Annotated in this window: 15 protein-coding genes and 1 pseudogene; 6 read left to right on the top strand and 10 right to left on the bottom strand. The window is 70.6% G+C overall.

Going from position 1 to position 20,061, the window contains the following annotated elements:
- Positions 1–33 precede the first annotated feature (33 nt).
- Complete coding sequence (locus tag ACZ4LX_RS04165; RefSeq protein WP_467635388.1) at positions 34–963, top strand: hypothetical protein; 930 nt, start codon at positions 34–36, stop codon at positions 961–963.
- Between the two features lie 204 nt (positions 964–1,167).
- Here ACZ4LX_RS04165 and ACZ4LX_RS04160 read toward each other — a convergent pair whose 3' ends face one another.
- Both ACZ4LX_RS04160 and uvrA read right to left on the bottom strand, forming a co-directional pair.
- The gene (locus ACZ4LX_RS04160) at positions 1,168–1,596 is read right to left on the bottom strand and encodes a Rieske (2Fe-2S) protein (RefSeq protein WP_467635385.1); all 429 of its coding nucleotides are present in this window, start codon (positions 1,594–1,596) and stop codon (positions 1,168–1,170) included.
- Between the two features lie 385 nt (positions 1,597–1,981).
- Positions 1,982–5,068, bottom strand: coding sequence for an excinuclease ABC subunit UvrA (gene uvrA / locus ACZ4LX_RS04155; protein WP_467635381.1), 3,087 nt, complete (start codon positions 5,066–5,068; stop codon positions 1,982–1,984).
- 175 nt (positions 5,069–5,243) lie between these two features.
- Between uvrA and ACZ4LX_RS04150 the strand changes: the two genes are divergently transcribed.
- Both ACZ4LX_RS04150 and ACZ4LX_RS04145 read left to right on the top strand, forming a co-directional pair.
- Positions 5,244–5,933: a maleylpyruvate isomerase family mycothiol-dependent enzyme gene (locus ACZ4LX_RS04150; RefSeq protein WP_467635378.1), complete on the top strand. Its 690-nt coding sequence runs from the start codon at positions 5,244–5,246 to the stop codon at positions 5,931–5,933.
- A gap of 10 nt (positions 5,934–5,943) precedes the next feature.
- Entirely contained in the window at positions 5,944–6,600 is a 657-nt protein-coding gene (locus ACZ4LX_RS04145; protein WP_467635372.1) for an MBL fold metallo-hydrolase, read from the top strand.
- A 59-nt stretch (positions 6,601–6,659) separates the two neighbouring features.
- Here ACZ4LX_RS04145 and ACZ4LX_RS04140 read toward each other — a convergent pair whose 3' ends face one another.
- The 7 genes and pseudogenes from ACZ4LX_RS04140 to ACZ4LX_RS04110 form a co-directional block, all read right to left on the bottom strand.
- A complete protein-coding gene (locus ACZ4LX_RS04140; protein WP_467635368.1) occupies positions 6,660–7,673 on the bottom strand; it encodes a TerC family protein in 1,014 nt (337 codons plus the stop codon).
- 252 nt (positions 7,674–7,925) lie between these two features.
- A complete protein-coding gene (locus tag ACZ4LX_RS04135; RefSeq protein WP_467635365.1) occupies positions 7,926–9,902 on the bottom strand; it encodes a TerD family protein in 1,977 nt (658 codons plus the stop codon).
- Between the two features lie 362 nt (positions 9,903–10,264).
- Positions 10,265–10,843, bottom strand: coding sequence for a TerD family protein (locus ACZ4LX_RS04130; protein ID WP_467635361.1), 579 nt, complete (start codon positions 10,841–10,843; stop codon positions 10,265–10,267).
- A gap of 172 nt (positions 10,844–11,015) precedes the next feature.
- The gene (locus ACZ4LX_RS04125) at positions 11,016–11,582 is read right to left on the bottom strand and encodes a TerD family protein (RefSeq protein WP_467635767.1); all 567 of its coding nucleotides are present in this window, start codon (positions 11,580–11,582) and stop codon (positions 11,016–11,018) included.
- Positions 11,583–11,915: 333 nt separating this feature from the next.
- Positions 11,916–12,563, bottom strand: a pseudogene (locus tag ACZ4LX_RS04120) (serine/threonine-protein kinase); the annotation flags it as partial.
- A gap of 269 nt (positions 12,564–12,832) precedes the next feature.
- Positions 12,833–14,956: an excinuclease ABC subunit UvrB gene (gene uvrB / locus ACZ4LX_RS04115; protein ID WP_467635356.1), complete on the bottom strand. Its 2,124-nt coding sequence runs from the start codon at positions 14,954–14,956 to the stop codon at positions 12,833–12,835.
- A gap of 62 nt (positions 14,957–15,018) precedes the next feature.
- Positions 15,019–15,912 carry an MHYT domain-containing protein gene (locus ACZ4LX_RS04110; RefSeq protein ID WP_467635349.1) on the bottom strand — a complete coding sequence of 298 codons (894 nt, stop codon included), beginning with the start codon at positions 15,910–15,912 and terminating at the stop codon, positions 15,019–15,021.
- Positions 15,913–16,123: 211 nt separating this feature from the next.
- On the opposite strand from ACZ4LX_RS04110, the gene ACZ4LX_RS04105 reads away from it, so the two are divergent.
- The 3 genes from ACZ4LX_RS04105 (at position 16,124) to ACZ4LX_RS04095 (ending at position 19,496) form a co-directional block, all read left to right on the top strand.
- Positions 16,124–17,134: a glycerophosphodiester phosphodiesterase family protein gene (locus ACZ4LX_RS04105; protein WP_467635344.1), complete on the top strand. Its 1,011-nt coding sequence runs from the start codon at positions 16,124–16,126 to the stop codon at positions 17,132–17,134.
- 151 nt (positions 17,135–17,285) lie between these two features.
- Complete coding sequence (locus tag ACZ4LX_RS04100) at positions 17,286–17,828, top strand: methylated-DNA--[protein]-cysteine S-methyltransferase (RefSeq protein WP_467635340.1); 543 nt, start codon at positions 17,286–17,288, stop codon at positions 17,826–17,828.
- Between the two features lie 369 nt (positions 17,829–18,197).
- On the top strand, positions 18,198–19,496 hold the full coding sequence (locus tag ACZ4LX_RS04095) for an MFS transporter (RefSeq protein WP_467635338.1): 1,299 nt from the start codon (positions 18,198–18,200) through the stop codon (positions 19,494–19,496).
- A gap of 114 nt (positions 19,497–19,610) precedes the next feature.
- Here ACZ4LX_RS04095 and ACZ4LX_RS04090 read toward each other — a convergent pair whose 3' ends face one another.
- Positions 19,611–19,973: a cupin domain-containing protein gene (locus tag ACZ4LX_RS04090; RefSeq protein WP_467635335.1), complete on the bottom strand. Its 363-nt coding sequence runs from the start codon at positions 19,971–19,973 to the stop codon at positions 19,611–19,613.
- Between the last annotated feature and the right edge of the window lie 88 nt (positions 19,974–20,061).

Here is a 20,061-nt window from a genome sequence, read left to right as displayed (position 1 = left end):
GTCGCCCGTCGCGGACGTTCACCTGGAGGACCCATGCGGCACACCGAGGCCGAACTGGCGCAGGTGCTGCACACCGGCCCGTTCCATCTGGCGCTGCGCGCCGCGCTCTCGGTGCGCGGACTGCCGCTCCAGCGGGTGCAGCACCATCTGGCGCACCGGGGCGTCAAGGTCGGGATGACCAGCCTCAGCTACTGGCAACAGGGCGCCAGGCGCCCGCAGCGCCCCGAGTCCCTGCGGGCGGTGAAGGCGCTGGAAGAGGTGCTGGAGCTGCCCGGGAACTCCCTGCTAGGGCTGCTCGCGACCGGGAATCCGCGCACGGAGGCCGACCGTCCGCCCGTCCGCCCGCACCGTTCCCCGAGGAGTGAGGTGTCCGGGGCGGTGGAGCGGATGCTCGCGGAACTGCGGCCGTCCGCGGACGGCGGGCTGCACACGGTGGGGCATCAGGAACGGGTACGGATCGGGGCCGGCCGTCAGATGCGGTCCCGCGACTCCCAGCACGTCGTACGCGCCCACCGTGACGGCATCGACCGCTATCTCGCCGTGTACCGCGGTGATCCGGGCTGCGATCCGGAGCGGATCGGGGTGAGCGCCCGGGAGAACTGCTGGAAGGGCCGGATCCGCCGGGACACCGCGACGGGGGTGCTGGTCGCCGAGCTGCTTTTCGACACCCGGCTGCGGGCGGGAGAGACGTACCTCTTCGGCTACGGATTCGAGGACGGTACCGGCGGGCCGTGCGGCGAGTACGTCCGCGGCTTCGGCTTCGGCGGCGGGCAGTACGTGCTGCAGGTCGGGTTCGACGAAGAGGCGCTGCCGGTCCGGTGCCGGCGGTTCGCGCAGGCCTCGGCGGGGGCACCGCGCGGAGACCGGGCCGATCTCAGGCTCACCGGCCGGCACCGGACCGTGCACCTGGTGGAACAGGGGGTGCGGCCGGGCCTGGTCGGCATCGACTGGGACTGGGAGTGAGACGGGCCCGGCGGGTCCTGCGAGCGGCCGGTCGTCGGGCAGGCGGCCCCGGTCGTCGGGCAGGCGGTGGCTGGAGGCGGTGACAACCGGTGCCGTGACAACCGGTGCAGGTGACAACCGGTGCAGGTGACAACCGGGGGCGGTGACAACCGGGAGGGGCGGTGACAACCGGGGGCGGGCGTCGGGGGCCGGCCCGGTCGTGGGTCAGGCGCCGGGGCCCGCGATCAGCTTTCCGCCCTCGACCTTGACCGGGACGGAGGGCAGCGGCACGGTCGCGGGGCCCTGGACGGCCTTGCCGGTCGTGGTGTCGAAGAGGCTGCCGTGGCAGGGGCAGTGCCCCTCGTTCTTCTCCACCTTGTCCAGCAGGCAGCCCGCGTGGGTGCACTGGGCGCTGAACGCCTTGTACTGCCCCTTGGCCGGGCAGCTGACGATGACGCGCTGCTCACGGTAGAGCTTGGACTCACCGACCGGGATCTCGTCGGGGGCGCCGAGCTCGACAGGCGCGGTGGGGGTCGGCGTCTGGGCGTGACCGAGCTTCGAGTCGGTCGAGCAGGCGGCTGCTCCCAGCCCGGCGACGCCCGCGAGAGCGGCGCCCTTCAGCACGGTGCGGCGGGCGGCGGGCTGGCCGGACATGCGGTCTCCACGGGTCAGAGGGGCAGCGGGGTGCCGACGATGCCCGGGTGTGTGAACAGCGGAGGCATCGGTGACGTAACCGACGATACCGGCGGAGGGGGACGCTTCTGCGTCCGGGCCGGGCGGACCCGATCGTGCCTGGTCAGAGGTGAGGAAAGCCGAGGTGGCGGCCCCTTCGGGAGGGACCGCCACCTCGGCTTTCGGACATCGGGCGTGCCTCCGGCCCCCGGCCACCGATGCGTCCGGTCGGACCCCGGTGCGGGCGCGGACCACCGGACGGGCACCCGGCGGGCCCGGCATCCGCCGAACCCGTGTCAGGCCCTGCCGGTGCGGCCTGCCGGGCACGTGCGCCCGGCAGGCCCGGCATGCATCCGCAGGACCGGTCTCAGGCCTTGCGGGTGCGGGACGTCTTCTTGGCCGCGGGCTTCTTCGCCGCAGCCGCCCCGGCGCCCTTGGCCGTGCTCTTCGCCACGCTCTTGGCCGTGGCGGCCTTCGCCGTGCTCTTGGCCGTGGCGGTCTTCGCCGTCGCCGTCCTCCGCACGGGGGCGGACTTCGCGGCGACCGCCTTCTTCGCGGCCGTCTTCCGCGCCGGCTTGCGCGACGCGGGCACGGCCGCCTCGCTCACCCGGTCCGCGTCCAGGATCCCCTGGAGGAACTTCCCCGTGTGGCTGGCGGGAACGCCCGCCACGTACTCCGGGGTGCCCTCGGCGATGACCAGGCCGCCGCCGTTGCCGCCCTCGGGTCCCATGTCGATGACCCAGTCCGCGGTCTTGATGACATCGAGGTTGTGCTCGATGACGATCACCGAGTTGCCCTTGTCGACCAGGCCGGAGAGCACCTTGATCAGCTTGGAGATGTCCTCGAAGTGCAGTCCGGTGGTCGGCTCGTCCAGCACGTAGACCGTGCGCCCGGTGGAGCGCTTCTGCAGCTCACTGGCGAGCTTCACCCGCTGGGCCTCACCGCCCGAGAGCGTCGGCGCGGACTGGCCGAGCCTGACGTATCCCAGACCGACCTCGTTGAGCGTGCGCAGATGGCGCGCGATGGTCGGAACGGCCTCGAAGAACTCCAGGCCCTCCTCGATCGGCATGTCCAGCACCTCGGCGATGGACTTGCCCTTGTAGTGGACCTCCAGGGTCTCCCGGTTGTAGCGCGCTCCGTGGCAGACCTCGCACGGGACGTACACATCCGGCAGGAAGTTCATCTCGATCTTGATGGTGCCGTCGCCGGAGCAGTTCTCGCAGCGGCCGCCCTTCACGTTGAAGGAGAACCGGCCCGGCAGATAGCCGCGGACCTTCGCCTCCATCGTCTCCGCGAAGAGCCGGCGGACATGGTCGAAGACGCCGGTGTACGTCGCCGGGTTGGACCGGGGCGTACGGCCGATGGGCGACTGGTCGACGTGCACCACCTTGTCGACGAGGTCGTCCCCGTCGACCCGGGTGTGCCGGCCGGGCACCGACTTGGCGCCGTTCAGCTCACGGGCCAGGTGGGTGTAGAGGATGTCGTTGACCAGCGTCGACTTTCCGGAGCCGGAGACTCCGGTCACGGCGGTGAGCACACCGAGCGGGAAGGAGACGTCGATGTCCTGGAGGTTGTTCTCCCGGGCGCCGTGGACCGTGAGCAGTCGCGAGGGGTCGACAGGGCGCCGGATCTCGGGCATCGCGATCGACTTCTTGCCGGTCAGATACTGACCCGTGACCGACTTGTCGTTGGCCAGCAGCTCCTTGAGCGATCCGGAGTGGACCACCTTGCCGCCGTGCTCACCGGCGCCGGGGCCGATGTCGACGACCCAGTCGGCGACCTTGATGGTGTCCTCGTCGTGCTCGACGACGATGAGCGTGTTGCCCATGTCGCGGAGCCGGACCAGAGTCTCGATGAGGCGGTGGTTGTCGCGCTGGTGCAGGCCGATGGACGGCTCGTCCAGGACGTAGAGCACACCGACCAGCCCGGAGCCGATCTGGGTGGCGAGCCGGATGCGCTGCGCCTCGCCGCCGGACAGGGTGCCTGCCGCGCGGTTCAGCGACAGATAGTCCAGGCCCACATCGACCAGGAACTTCAGCCGCTCGTTGACCTCCTTGAGCACCCGCTCGGCGATCTTCTTGTCACGGGCGTTCAGCTTCATCCGGCCGAGGAACTCGGCGCACTCACTGATCGACATCGCGGCGACCTGGGCGATGGACTTCTCCATCACCGTGACCGCGAGGACGATCGGCTTGAGGCGGGTGCCCTCACAGGTCGGGCAGGGAACCTCGCGCATGTAGCCCTCGAAACGCTCCCTGCTGGAGTCGCTCTCGGCCTCCGAGTGCCGCCGCTTGACGAACTGCACCGCACCTTCGAAGGAGGGCGTGGTGTAGGCGCGCTCGCGCCCGTACCGGTTGCGGTAGCGCACCTCGGTCTGGATCTTGTGTCCGAAGAGCAGGGCCTTCTTGGCACGCTGCGGCAGTCCGGCCCAGGGAATGTCCGTACGGAATCCGAGGGCTTCGGCCAGCGCGTTGATCTGGCGGCCGAAGTACTCCTTGGTGTGGCCGTGCGACCAGGGATGGATCGCGCCCTCGTCGAGGGACTTCTCCTCGTCCGGAACGATCAGCTCCGGGTCGACCTCCATACGCGTACCGATACCCGTGCAGTCGGGGCAGGCGCCGAAGGGGGAGTTGAAGGAGAAGGAGCGCGGCTCCAGCTCCTCGAAGGAGAGGTCGTCGTACGGGCAGTAGAGGTGCTCGGAGTACATCCGCTCACGCTCGGGGTCGTCCTCGGGAAGGTCGACGAAGTCGAGCACGACCATGCCGCCGGAGAGGCCGAGGGCGGTCTCGACCGAGTCGGTCAGCCGGCGCTTGGCGTTGTCCTTCACCGTGAGGCGGTCGATGACCACCTCGATGGTGTGCTTCTCCTGCTTCTTGAGCGTGGGCGGCTCGGCGAGCTGGATCGTCGCGCCGTCGACCCTGGCCCTGCTGTATCCCTTGGTCTGCAGGTCGGCGAAGAGATCGACGAACTCGCCCTTGCGCTCGCGCACCAGCGGCGAGAGCACCTGGAAGCGGCTGCCCTCGGGCAGGCCGAGCACCTTGTCCACGATGGCCTGCGGCGACTGGCGCGAGATGGGACGGCCGCACTCGGGACAGTGCGGCTTGCCGATCCTGGCGAAGAGCAGCCGGAGGTAGTCGTAGACCTCGGTGATCGTGCCGACCGTCGAGCGCGGGTTGCGCGAGGTCGACTTCTGGTCGATGGAGACAGCCGGCGACAGACCCTCGATGAAGTCGACGTCCGGCTTGTCCATCTGGCCGAGGAACTGGCGGGCGTACGAGGAGAGCGACTCCACGTAGCGCCGCTGGCCCTCGGCGAAGATCGTGTCGAACGCGAGCGACGACTTGCCCGACCCGGAGAGCCCGGTGAAGACGATGAGGGAGTCGCGGGGAAGGTCGAGCGAGACGTTCTTGAGGTTGTGCTCGCGAGCGCCACGGACGATGAGACGGTCGGCCACGCCGGTCCGCACCTTTCTAGAGAGAAGCGGGGGAACTGAGCCCCTGCCCCAGGGTATGGGGGGTGCCACAGCGATGTACGAAGCTTTCAGCTCCGAGCGTATAGCACGCACATTCGATTTACGGACGGCTGATGACTCCTTCACCCGAACGAGTGGCGGGGCTAGGCTCGGCCCCATGATTGATCATGCGCACGACCTCGCAGCACTGCGTGAAGCGACCGATCGACTGCTCAGCGCCACGGCGAAACTGGACGACGCCGCACTGACGGAACCGTCACAGCTGCCGGGCTGGAGCCGGGGTCATGTCGTCGCGCACCTCTCTCGTAACGCCGACGCGCTCGTAAATGTTCTCCAGGGCCGGCCGATGTACGCAGACAGCGAAACCCGCGACCGCGACATCGAGCGGGACGCGCCCCGGCCGCAGGCCGTACAGCTGGCCGACCTGAGCGCGAGCGCGGACCGCTTCGTGGCGGCAGCCGCGGCGCCCGGCGACTGGTCGCGCACGGTCGCACTGCGCAACGGCGTGACGGACTCCGCAGCCCGGATCCCCTTCCGACGCCGCGTCGAGGTCGAGCTGCACCACGTCGACCTGGGGGTCGGCTACGAGCTGGAGGACCTGCCGGACGAGTTCGCCGCCCGGGAGATCGACTTCCTGGCCGAGCGGTTCGCCGGGCACCCCTCGCTCGTCTCGACGGGCGTGGCCGACGACCGGGGCCGGATCTGGACGACCGGCGGCGGCGCGGAGGGCGGCCCCGTCGGTGTCCGCGGCACAGCTCCCGAGCTGCTCGGCTGGCTCAGCGGGCGGCGCGACGGCTCCGCGCTGACCGTCGAAGGCGGCAGCCTTCCCGTGCTGCCCCCGCTATAGGCTGAGAGACATGACGTACAGCGGAGCGGTCAAGGTCGGCGGGCGCGCGGACGTACACGAGTTGACGGATCTGATGATCTCCAAGGTCGCCGTCGGCCCGATGAACAACAACGCCTATCTGCTGCGCTGCCGGGCCACCGGCGAGCAGCTGCTGATCGACGCGGCCAACGAGGCGGCGACCCTGCTGCGGCTGATCGGTGACGACTCGATCGCCTCGGTCGTCACCACCCATCGGCACGGCGACCACTGGCAGGCGCTGGCCGAGGTGGTGGCCGCCACGGGCGCGCGTACGTACGCCGGGCGGTTCGACGCCGAGGGAATCCCGGTGCCGACGGATGTGCTCGTCGAGGACGGCGGCACGATCAGGGTCGGGCAGGTCGAGCTGACCGCCCGCCATCTGACCGGTCACACTCCGGGCTCGATCGCGCTCGTCTACGACGACCCGCACGGCGCTCCGCACCTGTTCACCGGAGACTGCCTCTTCCCGGGCGGGGTCGGCAACACTCACCAGGACCCCGAGGCGTTCGCAAGCCTGCTGCACGATGTGGAGACCAAGCTCTTCGGTCCGCTGCCCGACGAGACCTGGGTCTACCCGGGCCACGGCCACGACACCACGCTCGGCGACGAGCGTCCGCAGCTGCCGGAGTGGCGCGCCCGGGGCTGGTGACGCGGTGGCGGGGTGACGGGCGCGCGGTCCGCGCCCGTCACCCGCCCTTCGTCCAGGCGTCAGGCGTCGATGCCGGCGCCCTTGTCCGCGGAGTTCTCGGCCTTCCCGTCCCCCGACGCCGCATCGGCATCGGCCGTCTTCTTGTTGGCGATCAGACTGGTGATCGTGGTGATCACCAGCACACCGCAGATGACACCCAGCGAGACCGGGATGGAGATCTCCGGGACGTTCACCCCGGACTCGTGCAGCGCGTGGAGCACCAGCTTCACCCCGATGAAGCCGAGGATCACCGAGAGCCCGTAGCTGAGGTGGACCAGCTTCTTGAGCAGGCCGCCGATCAGGAAGTACAGCTGCCGCAGGCCCATCAGCGCGAAGGCGTTGGCGGTGAACACGATGTACGGGTCCTGGGTCAGGCCGAAGATCGCGGGGATCGAGTCCAGCGCGAACAGCACATCGGTGGTGCCGATGGCGAGCATGACGACCATCAGGGGCGTCAGGACGCGCTTGCCGTTGACGCGGATGAAGAGCTTGGTGCCGTGGTACCGGTCGGCGACGCCGAAACGTCGCTCGATGGTCTTGAGGAGGCGGTTCTCCTCGAAATCCTCCTCCTCCTCGCCGGCCCGTGCCTCCTGGATGAGCTTCCAGGCGGTGTAGATCAGGAACGCCCCGAAGATGTAGAAGACCCACGAGAAGTTGGCGATGACCGCGGCGCCGGCGGCGATGAAGACCGCTCTGAGAACCAGCGCGATCATCACTCCGACGAGCAGCACCCGCTGCTGGAGGTGGGAGGGCACCGAGAACTTCGCCATGATCAGCACGAAGACGAAGAGATTGTCGACGCTCAGCGACTTCTCCGTGATGTAGCCGGCGAAGAACTCGCCCGAGGCCTGGCTCTCGCCGAACACGAGCAGTCCGAGCCCGAAGAGCACAGCCAGCGCGATCCAGACGATCGTCCAGATCCCGGCTTCCTTGGTCGACACATCATGAGGCTTGCGCCCGATGAAGAAGTCGACGGCGATGAGGGCGCACAGACCAAGAATGGTCAGCGCCCAGAGGGTCCATGAAACGTCCACTGCGCCTCCGGCAGTTCGCTACGGCTACTGATCAGCGTCGTCGCTGCCGGAGGTCTCTTCCACCCGGCGCACGGGATGTGCGCCTGGGCCGGCGCCCCGGGACCGGTCACAGTCCGTACTGACGGGAACGCCGCGTATGGGAGTACTCCCCTCCGCCCAAAGAACAGTACAGGGAATACCAAGGAAAGGTAAAGAGAAGGGTAAAGACTCCCCAAAGCTCCTGGTCAGGGCCAGTGATGACGTGTGGGCGGGTCAGCGGTGTCCGGTGCGGCGCGCGGTGGCCACCCGGTCCAGCACCTGTTCCAGGACGCGGCTGCCGGGCGGGGTCCTGAGCGGCTCGTACGTCCATGCGTGACCGACCCAGGGGTCGGCCAGATGGTCGTCGGCGACCGGAGTGACCCGGAGCAGGGAGCGCCAGAGCGGGTCGAGCACCGGACCGTACGCCGAGGCGTCCTCCCGGTCCGCGACCATCAGCAGGTGCACCCCGACGGAGGGCCCCTCGTCGGCGAGGTAGCGCAGCTGGGTGACGGCACGGTCGTCGAAGCCGTGCGGGAAGTCATTGACGATCAGCAACTGCTCGGCCGGGTCCAGATCGGGCGGCAGCGAATCGGCGGCTCCGGCCCTGATCGCCATCTGCACCAGATCGACGCGCCGGGTGAGGTGCGCGAGGACCGAGGACACTCCCCCGGGCCCGGACGCGGGCGGCCCGGCGAGCACCCCGGCAGTGACCAGCGGGGCCAGTGTCGCCGCGGCGGAACCCGCCGGGTCGATGACATGGACCGAGAACTCGTTCGGCGGGTACACGGCAAGCAGCCGCGCCGCGTGCAGGACGGCGCTCTCCATGGCCAGCCGGCGCAGCTGGGCCGAATCGGTCATCGCGGCGGCCTCGGACGCCGTGCGCCCGCTGTCGATCCACATGCCGCGCTCCAACGGCAGCCGGACGAGCAGCGGAATGCGCATCCCGGTGCTCTCCGGAAGGTGCAGGTCACCGATCCGCAGAGCCATGGGGATCTCCATCGGAACGCGGTAGGCGTGCCAGACGGGGTTGTCCCAGCCCGCGTAGGCGGCGGGGAGCGCGGGCTCCACCACGGCGGCCTCGGCGGCGAGCTGGGCGAGGTCCCGGTCCAGCACCTCGCGGGCCCGGCCGGTCAGCTCGTCGCACTTGGCGCGGGCCTGCTCGCGGACCCGGTCACCGGCGCCGCCGATCCGGCTGCGCGGATCGGACAGAGCCCGCTCCAGCTCCTGGCCCATCCGGGACTCGGCGAAGTCGACAGCGCTGCGGTACGCGGCCGCGGCACGGGCCAGGTCCTCGAACATGCCCCAGATCTGGTTGTACAGGCGCTCGTCCATGGACCAGCCCGTCGCGTCCCCGGCCACGGGGGTCGCGGGCCGGCCGGGCTCCGCCGGTGGTGCGGCAGGCGGGGGCGGCGGGGGCGCCGTGGTCCGGCGACGCGGGTGGGCGTAGTCGATGGGCCCCCCCGCGGAGGGGGTGACGGGCGCGACCGGACCGGCCGGCTGCGGGGAGGGCGTGTCCGGCTGCGGGGCGGGCGCGTCCGGGGTGACCGGGTGCGGGGCGGACTGGGGACGGCCGCCGCCCTGGACCGATGCCGGATCCCCGGCATGCCTGACCCGGCCGCCCTCCGGGGTGCGGGGCGGGGGCGGGGCCACCGAGCGGGCCAGGCCCCGGGCGACCGCTTCCTGGATCGAGCGCGCCAGTTCGGCCGCCCCGGCCACGCCCTGGTCGGCGAGCATCGCGGCGAGACCGCCCGCGTAGCCCTGGCCGACCGCGCGGACCTTCCAGACCCCCTGCCTGCGGTAGAGCTCCAGGGCGGTGACCGCGGACTCGGTGTCCAGACCGGTCAGGGTGAAGGTGGCGATCTCCGTACCGTCGAGTCCGGTGACCGCGACGAAGGGCGAGGCCACGGCGCCGAAACGGGTCGGGCCGCCCGCCTCCAGCGGCAGCGCGAGCAGCACCGTGACGCGGTGCACCGCCTCGGGCAGGGCGGCGAGGTCGACGGCGAGCCGGTGCTCGGCCGCGGCCTGCCTGGACACCTCCAGTCCCGGCAGCTGCGGTGATCCGGGGTGGGCTATCCACTCGACGCCCCGCACCGTGCCGCGCTCGTCCCCGAGCGTGGCGCCTGCCACCACGGGTGCGCCGGCCGAAACCCGGATCTCCAGACGGGTCTGGGGCAAGGCGTGGTTCTGCCCCCGGACCAGCTCGGCCGTCATTGCCCTGTCCCCTCGACGAGTTGCTGTCGCGCGATGCGGTGTGGTGCGCGGTGCGATGCGGTGCGCGGTGCGATGCGATGCGATGCGCAGTGTGGTGCACGGTGCGATGCGGTGTGGTGCGCGGTGCGGTGTTGCGGGCATTACGGTGCTGCCGGCATTGCGGTGTTGCGCGTAGCGCGCGGTGAGCAGTGCGCGTACCGCGGTGCCATGTGCGGTGCGGTGTGTGCGGCACGTCCGGCGCTGCGCGATGCCGCCGTCAGGTGCGTACCGCTTCCGCGAGGTGGCGCGATGCCGTGCAGCTCCCGGCGGCCGATGGGGCCGGGAGCTGCACGTAGCGCCGCGGACCGTGGGTCCGGCGCCGCCTACAGGTGCGGCAGGATCGCCGGGAGGAGGTCCTGGAAGGTGCGGCCGTTGGCCGGGGTGCCGATGGCGGTCATCTGCCACCCGTTCCCCGAACGGTGCACCTTCGCCATGATCTGGGCGGTGTACTGGCCGCCGCCGTTCAGCGTGTAGCGGGCGAGCTCCTGGCCGTTGGTCTCGTCCACGATGCGGCAGAAGGCGTTCTGCACCTCCTGGAACGTCTGGCCGGTGAAGGAGTTCACCGTGAAGACGATCTGGTCGATGTGGACCGGCACCCGCTGGAGGTCGACCAGGATCGCCTCGTCGTCCCCGCCCGCGCCGACTCCGCCGACCAGGTTGTCGCCGGTGTGCCTGACCGAACCGTCCTTGCTGATGAGCTGGTTGAAGTACACGACGTCGACCGCCTGCTTGTCGGCGAACAGGACCGCCGAGGCGTCCAGGTCGATCTCCCGAGTGCGCGAGCCGAACAGACCGCGGCGCGGAGCCGCCTGCCAGCCGAGCCCCATGCGTACCGCGGTCAGGACCCCCCCGTCGCTCTTCTGCAGGCTGATGGCCTGGCCCTTGGTCATATTGACCGTCACGCGCTGTCCCCTCTCCGCTGTCCCCGCAACCGTCCTTGCGGTCTTCCAGCACCCTACGCAGTCACACCTGCGGCGTGACCGGTCGGAACCATTTTGTGTCGGTCCTGCAACACGCGGACCCTGGACGCCGAGCGGCCGCAGACGTGGAGCCGAGATCTGTAGCCGACGCCGCCTACAGATGCGGCGCGATCACCGGCAGAAGCTCCTGGAACGTGCGGCCGTTGGCCGGGATGCCGATGGCGGTCATCCGCCATCGGCTCCCCGAGCGGTGCACCTTCGCCATGATCTGGGCGGTGTACTGGCCGCCGCCGTTCAGCGTGCAGCGGGCGAGCTCCTGGCCGTTGGTCTCGTCCACGATGCGGCAGAAGGCGTTCTGCACCTCCTGGAACGTCTGGCCGGTGAAGGAGTTCACCGTGAAGACGATCTGGTCGATGTGGACCGGCACCCGCTGGAGGTCGACCAGGATCGCCTCGTCGTCCCCGCCCGCGCCGACTCCGCCGACCAGGCTGTCGCCGGTGTGCCTGACCGAACCGTCATCGCTGACAAGATGCCGGAAGAAGACGACGTCGACCGCCTGCTTGTCGGCGAAGAGAACCGCCGAGGCGTCCAGGTCGATCTCCCGAGTGCGCGAGCCGAACAGACCGCGGCGCGGGACCGCCTGCCAGCCGAACCCCACGCGTACCGCGGTCACGGCCTCCCCGCCCACCCGTTGCAGGCTGATGGCCCGGCCCGCGGCCAACTCGACCGCCGCATAGGGTTTGGCCTCCCCCTTCTTCGGCAACGGCCCTCGCGGCTGCCCGACATGAGCCGGTGCGGACGAGGTGTCCCGAGGTGCGGTGACGGTGGGCTGATGCGCCTGCGGCACAGGGGCTGTCACCTGCTGGGCGGGGGCCGTGACGGTGGGTGGGTACGCCTGATGGGCGGGTGCGTCCGGCGGCCAGTACTGGGTGGGTGAATAGTGGACGGGGGCAGGGCCGGTCCGGCTCGGGCCCTCTCCGGGCATGGCGGTGAACCGGTCCAGGAGCTCTTCGGGGGTGGGACGGTCCTCGGCCCGTTTGGCCAAGCACGCGGCCACGACCGGCCGCAAGGACTCGGGAAGTGCCGACAGATCGGCCGCCTGGTGCACACAGCGATACATCAGCGCCACCGGTGTGCCCTCGCCGAAGGCGCTGCCGCCCGCGGCGGCGATCAGAACGGCACCGAGCGCGAAGACATCCGCCGCCCCGTCGACGGGAAGACCCACGGCCTGCTCGGGCGCGAGGAAGCCTGGAGTGCCGAAGACCGCGCCGGTCGCGGTGAGGCGGGATCCCTCGACCGCCCGCACGATGCCGAAGTCCAGAACCCTGGGACCGTCCTCGGCCATGATGATGTTGCCGGGCTTGAGGTCGCGATGGACGAGACCGCAGGTGTGGATGGCCTGCAGCGCTTCGGCGAGGGCAGCCCCCAGGGCGCGCAGGGACTCCTCGTCCCTCGGCCCCTGTGTCGCCAGCAGCTGGGACAGCGTCGGCCCCGCCACATACGCGGTCGCGAGCCAGGGTGCGTCGGCGTCCGGATCGGCGTCGACCACGGGTGCGGTGTGAAAACCCCCCACCACGCGTGCGGCGGCCACCTCGGCCCGGAACCGTTCACGGAACTCCGCGTCCCGCGCCAGCTCAGGTTTGACGACCTTCACAGCCACCGCTCGCCCGCCACGCGACCGCGCCAGGTAGACCGTTCCCATCCCGCCCTCGCCGAGCTGCCGCTCCACGAGGTACTTTCCGATCCGCTCCACCGCAGCCCCCAAGCGCCTTAGCTCGCACGGCAGATCATCCCACAGCGGGCACCGCCGCCCGCGCTGCTGGAGCAGGAGGACGAGGCCTGCCCGAGCTGCTGGAACGGGAGAACGAGGCCTGTCGCGCCGGATCTGCCCGCGCCGGATCCGCAGGCGCGGGGGCTGCACGTGCCGGATCTGCACGCTCCCGCTCTCCCCGCTTCTCGACCGGGCCGGGGTCAGGCCAGGCCCGCCTCCCGCATCTGGCGCAGCTCCTTCTTCAGCTCCCCCACCTCGTCACGCAGCCGGGCGGCCACCTCGAACTGCAGGTCCGCGGCGGCCGCGCGCATCCGGTCGGTCATCTCCTCGATGATCCCCGCGAGTTCGGTGGCCGGACGGTCCGTGACCGCCGCCTTGTCCCCGCCGGCCTTCCCCTTGGCGGCGCCTGTCTTGATGCCCAGCGTGGGTACGGGTGCCTTCGCGCCCTTCGACTGGCGGTATCCGGTGCCGAGCAGCTGCTCGGTGTCGACCTCCTCACGGGCGATCGTCGCGACGATGTCGTTGATCTTCTTGCGCAGCGGCTGCGGGTCGAGGCCACGCTCGGTGTTGTACGCGATCTGCTTCTCGCGGCGACGGTTGGTCTCGTCGATGGCCTGCGCCATCGCCGGGGTGATCTTGTCCGCGTACATATGAACCTGGCCCGACACATTCCGGGCCGCGCGTCCGACGGTCTGGATCAGCGAGGTGGCCGAGCGCAGGAAGCCCTGCTTGTCGGCGTCGAGAATGGCCACCAGCGACACCTCGGGCAGGTCGAGGCCCTCGCGCAGGAGGTTGATCCCTACCAGGACGTCGTACTCACCGGAGCGCAGCTCGCGCAGCAGCTCGATACGGCGCAGGGTGTCGACGTCGCTGTGCAGGTAGCGGACCTGGATGCCCAGCTCCAGGAAGTAGTCGGTGAGGTCCTCCGACATCTTCTTGGTGAGGGTGGTGACCAGGACCCTCTCGTCCTTCTCGGTGCGCTTGCGGATCTCGTGCACCAGGTCGTCGATCTGGCCCTCGGTGGGCTTGACGACGATCTCCGGGTCGACGAGCCCGGTGGGCCGGATGATCTGCTCGACGAAGCCGTCGCCCCGGGAGAGTTCGTACTTGCCCGGGGTGGCGGAGAGGTAGACCGTCTGGTTGATCCGGTCGAGGAACTCCTCCCACTTCAGCGGGCGGTTGTCCAGGGCGGAGGGCAGCCGGAAGCCGTGGTCGACGAGGGTCCGCTTGCGGGAGGCGTCGCCCTCGTACATCGCGCCGATCTGCGGCACGGTGACATGCGACTCGTCGAGTACCAGGAGGAAGTCCTCGGGGAAGTAGTCGAGGAGGGTGTGGGGGGCGGTGCCGGGATCGCGGTCGTCGAAGTGCAGCGAGTAGTTCTCGACGCCGGAGCAGGTGCCGATCTGGCGGAGCATCTCGATGTCGTACGTCGTGCGCATGCGCAGCCGCTGGGCCTCCAGCATCTTGCCCTGCTTCTCCAGCTCGGCGAGGCGCTGCTCCAGTTCGCGCTCGATGCGGCCGACCGCCTTCTCCATGCGCTCGGGACCCGCCACGTAGTGGCTGGCGGGGAACACGTGGAGCGACTGGTCCTCGCTGATGATCTCGCCGGTGAGCGGATGGAGCGTGGAGAGGGCCTCGATCTCGTCGCCGAACATCTCGATGCGGACGGCGAGCTCCTCGTAGACCGGGAAGATCTCGATGGTGTCGCCGCGCACCCGGAAGGTCCCCCGGGTGAACGCCAGGTCGTTGCGGGTGTACTGCATCTCGACGAAGCGGCGCAGCAGCTGGTCGCGGTCGAACTCGTCGCCCACCTTGAGCTGGACCATGCGGTCCACGTACTCCTGCGGGGTACCGAGGCCGTAGATGCAGGACACGGAGGCGACCACGACGACGTCTCTCCGGGTGAGCAGCGAATTCGTGGCGGAGTGGCGCAGCCGCTCGACCTCCTCGTTGATCGAGGAGTCCTTCTCGATGTAGGTGTCCGACTGAGGGACGTACGCCTCGGGCTGGTAGTAGTCGTAGTACGAGACGAAGTACTCGACGGCGTTGTTCGGCAGGAGCTCGCGGAACTCGTTGGCCAGCTGGGCCGCGAGGGTCTTGTTCGGCGCCATCACCAGGGTGGGGCGCTGGAGCTTCTCGATCATCCAGGCGGTGGTCGCCGATTTACCGGTGCCGGTCGCGCCGAGGAGCACGACATCCTTCTCACCTGCCCGGACGCGCCTCTCCAGCTCGGCGATGGCCGCCGGCTGGTCGCCGCTGGGCTGGTAGGGACTGACGACCTCGAAAGGCGCCACCGAACGTTCGATCTTCGAAACGGGCCGCATGCAACCACCGTACGACCCCCCACTGACAACAGGGCGGGATCAGGGCCCGCGGCGGTCTCGGGTCACCAGTCCTGGGGCTGCGCGGAGTCCTGTCGCTGCGAGTGGAACGACGCCGGGTCGGCGTGCGTACCGAACCGGGGCACCTGGCGCTGAGCCGGGATTCCGGGCGCCCTGGCCGCGTGGATGACCGCGGGGTCGTTCCAGTCCGGGGTGCCCATGACCACCAGGGGGTCGAACATGACGACGACCGCGGCGAGCACCAGGAAGCAGGCGGGGCCGATCAGCATGGGGACGAGCAGCGCGGTCGCGCTGTCGCCCGTCGTGCCCGGAGAGGTTCCGGAGGAGGCGGCGGGGTGGAGATGGACCCTGAGGGCGGCCATGCCGGTGTAGTGCATTCCGCTCACCGCGACACCCATCACCACGCTGGCCCCGAGACTGGGCAGGAAGCCGTGGATGGAGACGGCGGCCCAGAGTGCGGCGGTCGAGGCCACCACGGCGATGACGACGGAGAGTGACACGGTGATCGTGTCGTACTCGAACTGCCCATCAAGTCGCATTCCGGCCATGCCGAGGTAGTGCATGGAGGCCACGCCGAGTCCGGTGATCGTTCCTCCCGTCACCAGCGCCATGCGGGTGGCGCCGCGGTACCCGACCAGAAAGATCCCGACACCGACCATCACGATCGCGACGGCGAGGCTGGCGAAGGTGATCGGCTTGTCGTAGCCGATCGGCACGTCCTCGACGGTGAAACCCACCATCGCGATGAAGTGCATCGTCCAGATGCCCGACCCTATGGAGGTCGCGCCCAGAGCCAGCCAGCCGGCCTTGAAGGAGCGCTCCGTGCGCAGCGAGCGGGTGGTGCAGCGCAGACCCAGAGCCGCGCCCAGACACGCCATGAGGAAAGCGGCCACGGGAGTGACCGCCCCATAGCCGAAACCGTCGATTGTGCCCTGCATGTCGTACGCCCTTCGCAGAAGCCCGGGTTCGGCTGACTTTAAGGCGCAAGGCCCGGCAAACAAACAGAAGACCAGCATTTTATCGACAGGGCCGGCAGCCCGTGACCCGGTCTCCGGGAGGGTTCACGTGGTGCCCGCCCTCGTCCTGTCCCCTCGTTCGGAGACGGCCGGAACTCCCGGGCCGTCCGTAACTCTGACGCAAGGAGTCCTCGTGCACGCAGGCACCGCAACCGCCTCCGTCACTGCCGCCGCCCTGCTGGGCGCCGGCACGTTGCTGATGTCGGGTACGACCGCCGGGGCACCGGGCGCCGGCGCCGCCTCGGCCGGTCGTCCCATGGCGATGGCCCGGAGCGTGAGCTCCGTGACGGACGCCGGAGGGGACACGGGCGCGGGCGGAGAGGCGGGCGCGGGCGTCCGGACCGTGAGCGACGTGTTCCGGGACCGGACGGGCGCCCCGCTCCTCACCGCTCACCGGGGCGCGTCGGCATACGCTCCCGAGAACACTCTGGAGGCCGTCGACAAGGCGGACCTGCTGGGCTTCGACTGGGTGGAGAACGACGTCCAGCTCACCCGGGACGGCGTACTGGTCGTCATGCACGACACGGGGCTGAAGCGGACCACGGATGCCGAGCAGGTCTTCCCCGGCCGTGCGCCGTGGGCGGTCAGGGACTTCACGGCCGCCGAGATCGCCCGGCTGGACGCGGGCAGCTGGTTCGCTCCGGTGTACGCCGGGGCCCGGGTGCCCACGCTCCGGCAGTATCTGCGCCGGATCGGCCGCAACCACCAGAACCTGCTTCTGGAGATCAAGAGCCCCGAGACCTACCCCGGGATCGAGCGGGCGATCCTTCGGGTCCTGCGCCAGGAGGGATGGCTCGACCCCGAGCACGTCCGCGGCCGTCTGGTGATCCAGAGCTTCGGCGCCGACAGCGTGCGCAGGGTGCACGCGCTGCGCCCGGACGTCGTCACGGGGTACCTCGGCACTCCGGCCGTCGCCGATCTTCCCTCGTACGCGGAGTTCGCCGACCGGGTCAACCCGGCGTACGCCGGCATCACGGGCGAGTACGTGGCGGCGGTGCACGCGCTGAAGGGCCCCCACGACAAACCGCTCCAGCTCCATACCTGGACGGTCAACGACGCGGAGCCTGCGCTCCGGGTGACCGGCTACGGCGTGGACGGCATCATCAGCAACGCCCCCGATGTGGTGCGGGAGGCCATCGGCTGACGATCGCCCGGGACCCGGTCGGGCAGCGCCGGGACCGGTCGGGACCGCCCGTGGCCTGTGGGGCCGGCCGGGACCGCCCGGGGCCTGTGGGGCGGCCGTTACGCGTGGACGCCGTCGGCCGTTGTCAGTGGCCGGTCGTACGGTGGGTTGCATGAACAGCAACGGGGTTGTCGAGTGGGCCGTCGTCGACAGCGGCATCGGCCCGCTCATGCTGGCCGCAACCGATACGGGCCTGGTGACCGTGGCCTTCCACGCCCGGCCTGAGATACGGGACCGGGCGCTGGACCGGCTGGCCGCCCGCCTCGGCGCGGAGCCCGTGCTGTCGCCCGGCTCCGCACGGCTCGCCGAGCCGATACGCCAGCTCGCCGCGTACTTCGCGGGCACGCTGCGGGAGTTCTCGCTCGACCTGGACTGGTCACTGACGAGCGGCTTCAACCGCCAGGTTCTCCGCGAACTGGCGAAGGGAGTGCCGTACGGCGCGGTTGCCGGGTACGGGGACCTCGCCGACCGGGTGGGGCAGCCCGGGGCGGCCCAGGCGGTCGGTGCCGCCATGGGGTCCAACCCGCTGCCCGTGGTGGTGCCCTGCCACCGGGTGGTGGAGAGCGACGGCGGGCTCGGCGGTTTCGGCGGCGGGCTGGAGACCAAACGGCAGCTGCTGGCCCTGGAGGGCGTGCTGCCGCAGCCGTTGTTCTGACGTCTCGCGCCGCCTGCACCGACCGTGCCGTCCCGAGGCGCCCTCGCACCTGCACCGTCCGCCCTGTAGGGCACGTATCCCACCTGCACCGTCCGCCCTGTCCGGCACGTATCCCACCTGCACCGTCCGCCCTGTCCGGCACGTATCCCACCTGCACCGTCCGCCCTGTCCGGCACGTATCCCACCTGGACCGGCCTGTCGGTGCGCGTGCCCGCCCGCGCACCGACGTCTTGTTCCGGGCGCACGCGAGCCTCACCGGACGCATTGTTCCGGGTACACACCGCCCTCACCGGACACACTGTTCCGGGCGTGCACCACCCTCCCCGACGCGCTGTTCCGGGCGCACGTGCCGACTGGCACACTGCGTCGGTGACCAACGCCTCCGATGCGCCTGACACTTCCCGCGGACCGGCTTCCGTCGAGCAGGTGACCGTGGCCGACCTGCCCGGACTCCGGCGCAGGACGACCGCCGTGCTCATATCCAGCCAGATACTCGGCGGCCTCGGCGTGCCCATCGGCATCACCCTGGCCCCGGTGCTGGCGACACGGGTGAGCGGCTCCGAGGCGCTGTCGGGCCTCGCCCCGACCGCGTCGGTGACCGGAACGGCCCTGCTCTCGCTGCCGCTGGCCGCGCTCATGGCTTCGCGCGGCCGCCGCCCCGGGCTTGTACTGGCGTATCTGGTCGGCGCACTCGGTGCGGGGCTCGTGGTGCTGGCGACCGTGGTGGAGAGCTTCCCGCTGCTGCTGCTCGGCATGGCCGGATTCGGCGCGGGTTCCTCGGCCAATCTCCAGGCCAGATTCGCCGCCGCCGACCTGGCCGAGCCGGACCGGCGCGGCCGGGCCATCTCGACCGTCATCTGGGCCACCACGATCGGTTCGGTGCTCGGGCCCAACATCGCGGCCCCGGCGGGGCGGGTCTTCCGGGGCACCGCCGTCTCGGAGACGGCGGGCCCGTTCGTCTGGGCGGCCGGCATCTTCGCACTCGCCGCGGTCGTGGCGGCGGTGCTGCTGCGGCCCGACCCCCTCCTCACCGCGCGCGCCCTGGCCCCGCAGGAGAGCCGGTCGACCGGGGGCCGTTCGCTGCGGGCGGGTGTCGCGGCCGTGCGGGTGTCGCCCATGGCCCGGCTCGCCCTGGTGACGGTGACCGTCTCGCACACCGCGATGGTCTCGATCATGGTGATGACACCGGTGGACCTCGGCCACCACGGCGCCGGCCTCCAGCTGATCGGGCTGGTGATCAGCGGCCACATCGCCGGAATGTACGCGTTCTCCCCGGTGATGGGCTGGCTGGCGGACCGTTTGGGCCGCCTCGCCGTCATCGGGCTCGCGGCCGGGCTGCTCGCCCTCGCCACGCTGCTCGCGGGCACCGCGGGCGACGCGCACGGCAGGACCGCGGCCGGTCTGTTCGTGCTCGGCCTCGGCTGGTCCGCGGGCCTGGTCGCGGGGTCGGCGCTGCTCACCGACTCCGTACCGCAGGCCGCACGCGCTGCCGTGCAGGGACTGTCGGACCTCACCATGAACGCGTCGGCGGGCATCGGCGGCGCGGTAGCCGGAGTGATCGTCGCCCGGGCCGGCTACGGCTGGCTCAACCTGGCCGGAGCGTGCCTGATGCTGCCGATGGCGGCACTGGCCATGCGCCGGACCCTCGCCCGCCGCGCCGCGGCCTGAGCCCTGGGCCGGTGCCGAGGCCGGTACCTGTGCCGGTGCTCCCGCGGTTGGACGACAGGCATCAGGCCGGCAGGGCACCAGGCCGGCAGGACTGACACGCTGCGCAGGCGCTGCTCAGAGGCTGATGTGGTAGGCCTTGCGCAGCGTCTCGTGCACGGTCCACGTCGTACGGTCCCCCTCGCGCAGCACACAGGCGTCGCCCGGTCCGACCTCCAGCGTGGCACCGCCCTCGACCTCCACGGTCGCGCGCCCGCTGATGACCACGAACAGTTCGTCGGCCTCGGTGTCCGTGACCACGCCGGGCGTGATCTGCCAGATCCCGCGCACCTGCTTGCCGTCGGCCGACTCCCACAGCACCTTGCCGGTGACCTCGGGTTCTCCCGAGACGATCTGCTCGGGTTCGAGCGGTTCCGGTTCGAGCACCGCGTCGGGAATGTGCACGGAAAAAGAGGCGGGAGCTTGATCAAATGTGGTCATGGCCGGTCACCTTAGCCACCGCCTCCGAACGTCCCACCACCAGGCCGGGCGGAATGGAGTCCGGCCCTCCGGCCCCGCGTCGCACGAG

Source organism: Streptomyces sp. NPDC026062 (assembly GCF_055568375.1).
The sequence above is the reverse complement of the archived record's forward strand: the minus strand, read 5'-3'. Positions and strand labels throughout refer to the sequence as shown.